Below are 8,547 nucleotides of genomic sequence, written 5' to 3'. Positions count from 1 at the left end.
GGTAGAAAAGGCCAAGGCGGAAGAGAAGTCGTTTGCTCGACATGATGGCAGAAATATTACTTGTAATGATTTGCTCATGTCAAGGAAAATACAGGATTGACCCTTGACAGAACCTTACTTCCGGATTCATAATTCTTTAATAGTTTTTTCATGTTTTTTTTCGTTCCAGAGATCTATGATATACACTCTGGGCTTGTTCTTAGGCCCAGACCTTAGGGGAATTCAAATGCGTGTGGTTTTAATCGCGCCGGCAGCAACCTCATACCACTGGCGCAAAAGGCGAGCCGCTTTTACCATGCCCCCCATGGCTCTGCCAGTTTTGGCCGCGATCACCCCGCCGGCAGTAGAGATACAATTGATTGATGAAGCCGTGGAGGATATCGACCTTAATCTTGAAGCAGACCTGGTGGGTCTGTCTTCCATGACGCCGACCGTCACCCGGGCCTATGCCCTGGCCGATCATTTTCGCGCCCGCGGGATCCCGGTTGTTATGGGGGGAATTCATCCTTCCGCCCTTCCGGAAGAAGCTCTGCAGCATTGCGATTCAGTAGTCATCGGGGAAGCCGAAAACCTATGGGCCCGGGTACTTCAGGAAGCGGGACAAGGTCGCCTGGAAAGGATCTATAAAGATTCGGCCCCGGTTTCTTTGGATAACTTACCAGCCCCCCGATGGGATCTCTTGCGGGCCAGAAGATATTTCATCCCCCGGAACGTTCAGGTCTCCCGCGGATGTCCCATGGCCTGCTCATTCTGCTCGGTGAGTTCTTTTTTCGGGAGATCTTACCGTTCCCGGCCCATTTCTCAGGTCATCGAAGAGATCAAAGCCCTGCCTCGGAAACTTTTTATCTTTGTAGACGACAACATTGTCGGAGACCCGGCCATGGCCAAAGAGCTTTTTGCGGCTATGATTCCTCTGAAAAAGAAGTGGGTCGGCCAATGTTCCCTATCCATCTCCGAAGACGCGGGACTATTGGGTCTGGCGGCGCGCAGCGGTTGCATCGGCCTGCTCATCGGCTTCGAGTCCATCTCTCCCGAAGTCCTGCGCTCCATCGGCAAACACGTCAACCTGCGCAGCCTGTACGAAGAGGCGATCCGGAAAATCCACAAACAGGGGATTCACATCCAGGGTTCTTTCATCTTCGGGTTTGACGGGGACACCGTGGAAGGGATTCAATCCACTGTGCAGTTTGTAAAGGAAAACCGGTTGACCGGAGTGAACTACTGTCATTTAACCCCTTTTCCGGGGACGAAATTATTCGTGGATTTGGAAAAAGAAGGGCGAATCTTGCACCGGGATTGGTCGAAGTACGATCGGCAGAATATTGTTTTTCAGCCGCGGAATTTTACTCCGGAGAACCTGCAAAAGAATATTTTCTGGGCCTACCGGCAAACCTATAACTGGCTCTCTCTCTGGCAGCGGCGCCCGTTTTCCTTCCAGCACTTCAGTCTTTATCTGGCCCTGAATTTCGGTTTTATGCAGGGGGTTCGGAAAATGGAAAAGGATGCGAAAAGAAGCCGGGACAAATTCCGCCCGGGTTCTGAGGCGGCATCGGTTCTTTAAAGTTTTTTTAGGAAACCGAGGGCGATATTAACGAATCTTGGACTGCAGATCCTCCGCGGCTTGTCGAACCGTTTCCTCGGCTACCTGGCCCAAAGGCCTTAAGATTCGCCCGCCAGTTTGGGAAATCGACCACACTACGAGGCCGGTTTTGATCGACACCAGGCGGGCGGTGAACCCGAGATGGTTCACCTCCTCAGCGGTTTCCCGGCCCGCAAAACCTTTTTCTCTGAAAAAGCAGGGGACTGTGGAGTCCCGGTATTCACGTAGAGCGTGACTTCTCCGTTCCGGTCGGCGACCACCAGGTCGTTTGCCCCTGGTCGGTTCCAACCGATCACCCGGGGGGAAACATCCTCCCCAAACTTTAAGGGTAGCTTTTCCCCTTTGTTGTCATATTGCGGGTCTTCATTCGTCCCCTTGTTGAGAAAAACAATAATTTCCCCATCAGCGTTACCAATAATCAAATCCTTCTTGCCATCCCCGTTCCAGTCCACTACCTCGGGGGAAGAGGTAGAACCTACGTCTAAGCTTCCCCCATTGAGCTTGATGGGTTTGCCAAAGACCGGTTGTTCATTGGAACCTTCATTGAGGTACAGGAAAATCTCTCCGCTTCCGTTCCCCATTAGCAGATCAATTTTCCCGTCTTCGTTCCAGTCAATTACACAGGGAGAAGCTTTGCCCCCAACATCCAAATCTTTGCCGGCCGCCTGCACCATCACTCCCGGCGCGAAATCGAGGGAATCTACAGAACCCGCGTTGGGGAAGAAGTGCAGGTACCCACCGCCGTTCCCTACCAGCAGGTCTATTTTCCCATCCCCGTTCCAGTCTACCAGGTAGGGAACAGAAGGACTTCTCACTTTGATTTCCTTACCTCCCCCCCGTAATTTCATGCCCACAGCGTACTTGGGGGAATCATTCGTGCCCTGGTTGAGATAAACCGTCACATAGCCGTCGCGGTCCCCAAGGATTAGGTCATAAAGTCCGTCGCCGTTCCAGTCCGCCACGATCTTCTCGGCGCGTCCCTTGCCGGCCCACATCTTCATTGCTATGGGTGCAGGCCTGGAAGGGGGGGGTTGAACAGATACCGCGGGAGCAGGAGCCACACCTTCCAATCCACTGGATCGGGTCAGGTTTCCGGCCGCGATCTTTGCTCCTGGCTCTTCCTTGGTGATTTCGGCCCAGGAAGTGTCCGTCTGCACAGTCTGGACCGACATCTCCCCAATTTTGATATCCTCACCTTTGAGCATCTTCCCGGTGACTGGATGCCGCACGGGCGCGCCTTGGCGGAAGGCTATAAACTGCATCCCTGGTTCTACTCCATGGCTCTTCCCCAGGTCGATCATCGCTCGTTTGCCGGTGACCATTACTACATACCCTTCGATAGGAAAATCTTTTTTGATAGTGTCTGCCAGTGAATCCATCATCCGTTCGATCGCGTCCAACCCCGGCCCCCGGATTTTTTCCGCCTTAAGAATGGACCCATCCTCCACCTTGATCAGACGGGTATTGACATCATAAATATTGCCGAGTCGGATCACGGAACCGGTAATAATCACTTTCACTCCCAATAGCTCCCCCACTTTAGACGCGGTTTCTTGGCTGATCATCCCGCTCATTCCCATTTGTTGTTCTTGGAGAATTTTCTGCAGTTGGGCCCGTTCCACCACGTCAAATCGTCCGGTCCTGACCAGGGAGGTGATCAACCATTCGGCCACGATCTCTCCGACCTGCTTGCCCCTGAATTCCTGTTCCCCTTTTTGCTCAAAGTCGATGACCGCTACACGGGTTTTTGCAGCCCCCCAGCACTGGAGAGGAATGGTCAGGGAAAGGCAGAGGGCGAGCAAAATCCCCAAAAATGGACTTACGCCGGACATCATCATACGCTTCATTTCATCCCTCCTGATAAGGAAAAATTCTCATAGAATTCCCAGGTACCCCTGAAGGACTACCAGACAAATGTAAAAGGTGTCCACTACCGGCCGAAAGTTGCTCTGGGGGGCGTTCCCGTTCACGTAGATATTTTTGACCGGCACGCTACGCAGGCGAACTCCCTGGCGGGCGCCTCGCAGGAGGACCTCGGTTTCAGTTTGGAAATGGCAAGTGGTTAAAGCGATCTGGCGGAGCACCCTTGAAGGATACAGGCGAAACCCGCACTGGGTATCTTCGAGGTGTTGCCCCAAGGCTTTGGAAATGAAAAAAACTGCGGCCCGGTTGGAATAATACCGCTGGCGGGGAAATCGGTCTGCCTCAGCCATACGGGAACCGATCAGGATGGCTCCGGAATCTTGATCATGAGCACGGAGGAAGCTCGGGATATCTGCCGGGTCATGTTGCCCATCCGCGTCTAAGGTAACGATGGCGCTGCATCCGTTGGAAAGAGCGTGGGAAAAACCCAGGCGCAGGGCATATCCCTTGCCGCGGTTGGAGGGGATGGTGATGAGTTCAACGCCATGGCTGCGGGCGACCTCACCCGTGTTATCGGTAGACCCGTCACTGACCACGATCACGCGCTGAATAAATTTTTTGGCCCGATCAATGACTTCGCCGAGAGAACTTTCTGCGTTAAAAGCCGGGATGAGGGCACAGATGTGGCCGTTTTTCACCGTAATAAACCTTAACCTTGACAAAATGAACGTAAGCTGTTAAACGATGCTCCAGGATGTTTTATGACCGTTGATGGAACGAAATAACAATTAGATATATTTATCAGAAAAGAATCACCTGCGCAACAATAAAAAATAAGGTTGGGGATCTCTGAAAACAAAACGTCTGCTTGGGTCATAGATCTCCTTTATACCCCTTGGCTATGATTTTTCACGAAGAAAAAAAATTACGCTGGGTAGCCAATTGGTCCTATCGCCATTACCAACTTGTGCTGGGGAGCACTCTGATCCTTGGGCTGCTATCCGGATTGCTGGTCAGTCGCCTTCAGTTTCAAAGCGACGTGATCAACCTCCTTCCATCCAATGCCCCCGCCACAAGGGCATTCGTACAATTCCTCCAAGAGTTTGGGGCAGCCGACTCGTTGTTCATCGTCCTGGAACGGAAAAGCGGAGGGGACGTGGAAACCTTCAGCCCCTTTGCCGAAGTTTTGGGTGAACGGCTGATGGCCAGCGGAGAGTTTAGGGAAATTCAGGGCCGGATGGATAAAGCCGCCCGAGAAAGGATGGAACAGCAATTCCTCAGCAAGGCCCTGCTTTACCTCTCCGAAGAAGAGCTGCGCGCAATGGAGGTCAAGCTCACGGAGGCGGAGATCGAACGGCGTGTTCAGGCCTTGAAAGTTAGACTCCATTCTCCCCTCGGCTCCTGGGCATCCCAGTGGCTGGTTCGCGACCCCCTGGATCTCTGGCCGCTTTTTAAAAAACATATTCCCGCTGGGGGGCAAAGCGCATCCCAGGAATACCTCCTCTCGGAGGACCGTAAAATGTTGCTGTTGATCGGAAAACCGAGGGGCTCGGCGCCGGATGTGGGCTACGATGAAATGCTGCTCGATAAAGTGCAGGCCGCGGAGCGAGCTGCCCGGGAAATTTTTACCAAGGAGAAAAATATCGACCCCGGCATCGACCTTCAGGACCTCAAGATCAGTCTCGCCGGCGGATATATGAGCGCCTTAGAAGACAGCCGGGTGATCAAGAAAGAATTGATGATGAACTTCTCGGTTTCCTTGATCGGCGTTCTGACCCTTTTCGTTTTGGCCTTTGGCAGGGGGATGGCAATTTTATACGCTTTACTTCCGCTGATGATGAGTCCCCTCCTCACCCTGGGGTTATTCTCGCCATTCCTGGGGCGACTCAGCGAATCGACCGGAGCTTTTTCGGCGATCATCCTGGGCCTTTCCATCGATTTCGTCATCCTGCTTTATAGCCGGTACCTGGAAGAGAGGAACGCCGGTGAGGGGATTCCAGAGGCCCTGGAGAAGAGCCTGAGCAATGCCGGGCCGGGTGTATTTACCGGCGCGGTGACGACCACCGCAGCCTATTACGCCCTCCTTTTTTCAGATTTTCGAGGCGTAAAAGAATTGGGGCTTCTCACGGGCACGGGCATTCTTCTAAGCCTGGCCTGCGCTTTTTTCCTCTTTCCCGCCCTGGTTGCCTGGAGGGAAAAGGGGAAGACAAGAGAGCTCCACTTCCGCGCCGTCTCTTCTTTCGGGCTTGAACGGCTGGGCTTGCTGGCGCTGAAACGCCCCTGGCTGGTCATATTTCTATGCGCAGCCATGACCTTGGGCACGATGGGATGGGCCTTTAAGGTAAGGTTGAACAACGATCCGAGGCGACTCCGTCCTGCGGGCCATTCGTCGCTTGTCCTGGAAGAGCGAATCCGGGAAAAGATGGGAGAAGGGGGGGAGACCATCGTGGTCTTAGCCGGAGGTCATAGCATAGAAGAAGCTCTGGAGGTTCAGGGGAGGTTAAAGGCTAAATTCGAGGAGGCGATGGCTTCCGGCCTGCCCATATCCCGTTATGAAAGCCTGGCCGTTTTCATTCCTCCCCTCTCGCAGCAGAAAAGGAACCTGAAATGGATCGAGACCCGGAAAAACGGGACTTTCAATCCATTACGGGTGGCCAAAAATCTTAAGGAAGCTATTCACAAAGAAGGACTCCGGATTGAGCCTTTCGAGGCGGGCCTGGAGATGCTGCGAGAGATGCTGGCCAATCGGGAGGTCTTAACCTGGGAAGCTTTTCAGAGCTCTCCCCTAAAGCCAATAGGGGAGAAGTTCTTTAAGATCAGTGGAGACAATTTGATTTCCGCGTCTTATCTCCATGTCCAGCCAGGTTTTTGGACCGACCCGAAGTCGAAAGTCTTTATTGGAGGTCTGAAAGAAACTGCCCCCGATATACAGGTCACCGGATCGAAATTTGTGCAAAGTGAGCTGGAAAATTTGATGACCAGCGAGGCCTGGAAGGTATTCCTGATTGCTCTTGCGGGCGTCTCCGCTCTGATCTATTTTGGCTTTCGCTCCTGGAAGCTTACTCTGATGAGCCTCCTCCCCGTTGTCCTTGCCTCTTCCTGGACTCTGGGGCTCATGGGCCTCCTGGGAATGGATTTGAACTTCATGAACCTGGTAGTCTTTACCATGGTCTTAGGGGTGGGGGTGGATTATGGAGTACACATTTTGTTCCGGGGATTGGAAGGAGGAAAAGAAGGATTGGAAACGGGGCTGACCCAGGTCGGCAAGGGGGTCGTATTGGCAGCGCTGACGACCCTGGTGGGTTTTGGCTCGCTGGTCCTTTCCGGATATCCCGGGCTGCAGTCCATGGGGGCTGTTGCCTTGATGGGCGTTGGCTTCAGCGCCCTCACCGCTCTCACACTGCTACCGGTGCTTCTGCAAAAGCTGTTGCCAAAAAGAAGATCTTCTTAAATAATGGGGTTCAAATCGAGAAGACAACCTACCACTTTAAAACTGCCGACCGGCGCAACAGGTAGGAAAATGACATCCCCCAAGGCGATGGATAGAGAATATAAAAAGAATCTGGCTCACTTAAAAAAAGATCCCGGCGGGTTTTATATTTTTGAGGAACCTGCGGATGAAGCGGGATCCCACCCGGAAAACTTTGTAGATTATGAATGTGCCTTTGCTGCCGCCCAGATACGCCAGGTCCATCCCCGCAATATCTTAGACGTCGGATCTTACCGACATTTTATTCTGGGGCTCCTGGCCAATTTCCCCATCACGACGATTGACGTCCGCAGCCGCCAACCTATTTGTGCCAACGAAACGATCCTTACCGGTGATGCCAAAAAAATCAATTTACCTGATCACGCCGTCGATGTTGTCCTGTCCCTGTGCGCGCTGGAACACTTCGGCCTGGGTCGGTACGGGGACGAGTTCGATGTGGATGCCGATCAAAAAGCTTTTGCGGAAATGATTCGAGTCTTAAAACCCGGCGGCCGTATAATCTTCACCACCACCATCCACCACGCCCAGCCTGCCATTGCCTTTAACGCCCATAGAATCTATACTTATGAAATGCTCCAGACCTTCGGCAACGGTTTAACCTGTTTAGAAGAAAAATTTTACAGTCATCGTCAAAAAGGGTTTTGTACTCTGGAAGAAGTCACCACCGATCTCCAGTGGTGGGATGTATATTGCGGTTGCTGGGAGAAAAAACGACGAAGGAGAGGTGAGGAGGATTAGGGAAGGCTTGATAAAAATTCCTTGGCCTGGTACTCCCATTCCCGGGCCAGTTTCCAGGCAAAATCCGATCGAATTTTGGCTGACCAGGAATTAAACACCGGAGGTTCCACAGGGGTTATCTACTGGGAAGGGGCTGTGGCCGGCGGGGGAACCTCGGGGGGTTTGAAAGTCTCCTGTGAAGGTTATGTCGAACTCACCGGCTACGCCGGAAGCCTGGGGGGCCTTTTTTGATCAAATCGAGATAAGGTGGAATAAATTTTGGAAAAAGATGGAATTCTTTTCCACTCCTACCAAGATGATTAGGAAAGATTTTTACTAAAATATAATAAAATCGATATCTTAAGCTTCTATGCAAATTTGGCTCATTTTTTGCGGTAATTTGAAGCAGTTCTATACTTTTTACTATACTTTTTACTGTGCTAAAATTCCCTTGACACACAATTGCCTTTTTTGTATATTCAACCCACCCCAAAGCGAGTTCTTAGTGCGCCAGGCAAAGTCTGGAGAATGCAGTTGGTTGAGAAGCCAGCCTGACAAAGTTAGCCGACCGTCAGATCCGAGTTTTGCATCTATGCAGGTAACTGTATGGATGAAGCGTAAACAGGGGGACAGCAGGCCGTAATCCGTAAGGGTGAAGGAATTCAGCCTCGAAAACGCTAAGGTTGTGGAGCAAGCCCAAGGGATTAAGAACACTGAAGGCAGCAACGAAGCCATCGTTAAAGGCGAGATGGCGGATACTCCACCGGGGTCATAGTCCACGGCATGTTGTCCAAGGGATTTTGCCGGGAACTTGGGAGGACCTGTGTCTTCCTCTGGGAAACCAGGCGGTAAACGGAGAAAACAAACATCAACCTAA

At 52.1% G+C, this 8,547-nt stretch carries 7 protein-coding genes; 4 read left to right on the top strand and 3 right to left on the bottom strand.

The features are described 5' to 3' along the window. Positions 1-226 precede the first annotated feature (226 nt). Positions 227-1,561: a radical SAM protein gene (locus tag Q7V48_07795; GenBank protein MDO9210636.1), complete on the top strand. Its 1,335-nt coding sequence runs from the start codon at positions 227-229 to the stop codon at positions 1,559-1,561. Between the two features lie 27 nt (positions 1,562-1,588). On the opposite strand, the gene Q7V48_07790 is transcribed toward Q7V48_07795, so the two are convergent. The 3 genes from Q7V48_07790 to Q7V48_07780 are packed head-to-tail and all read right to left on the bottom strand — an operon-like array spanning position 1,589 to position 4,161. Continuing rightward, complete coding sequence (locus Q7V48_07790; protein ID MDO9210635.1) at positions 1,589-1,750, bottom strand: hypothetical protein; 162 nt, start codon at positions 1,748-1,750, stop codon at positions 1,589-1,591. Beyond that, positions 1,747-3,447: an FG-GAP-like repeat-containing protein gene (locus tag Q7V48_07785; protein MDO9210634.1), complete on the bottom strand. Its 1,701-nt coding sequence runs from the start codon at positions 3,445-3,447 to the stop codon at positions 1,747-1,749. The genes Q7V48_07790 and Q7V48_07785 overlap by 4 nt, the downstream gene beginning before the upstream one ends. A 27-nt stretch (positions 3,448-3,474) precedes the next feature. Continuing rightward, positions 3,475-4,161, bottom strand: coding sequence for a glycosyltransferase family 2 protein (locus tag Q7V48_07780; GenBank protein ID MDO9210633.1), 687 nt, complete (start codon positions 4,159-4,161; stop codon positions 3,475-3,477). Positions 4,162-4,364: 203 nt separating this feature from the next. On the opposite strand from Q7V48_07780, the gene Q7V48_07775 reads away from it, so the two are divergent. The 3 genes from Q7V48_07775 to Q7V48_07765 all read left to right on the top strand — a co-directional run bounded on the left by Q7V48_07775 (position 4,365) and on the right by Q7V48_07765 (position 7,922). Next, a complete protein-coding gene (locus tag Q7V48_07775) occupies positions 4,365-6,914 on the top strand; it encodes an MMPL family transporter (GenBank protein MDO9210632.1) in 2,550 nt (849 codons plus the stop codon). 69 nt (positions 6,915-6,983) lie between these two features. Next, positions 6,984-7,691 (top strand): class I SAM-dependent methyltransferase, encoded by a 708-nt coding sequence (locus Q7V48_07770; GenBank protein ID MDO9210631.1) that lies wholly within the window; start codon positions 6,984-6,986, stop codon positions 7,689-7,691. Between the two features lie 21 nt (positions 7,692-7,712). Further along, positions 7,713-7,922, top strand: a complete 210-nt coding sequence (locus Q7V48_07765; GenBank protein MDO9210630.1) for a lipocalin family protein — start codon at positions 7,713-7,715, stop codon at positions 7,920-7,922. The last annotated feature ends 625 nt before the right edge of the window (positions 7,923-8,547 follow it).

This window comes from Deltaproteobacteria bacterium (assembly GCA_030654105.1).
Taxonomy (GTDB): Bacteria; Desulfobacterota; SM23-61; order SM23-61; family SM23-61; genus JAHJQK01.
The sequence above is the reverse complement of the archived record's forward strand: the minus strand, read 5'-3'. Positions and strand labels throughout refer to the sequence as shown.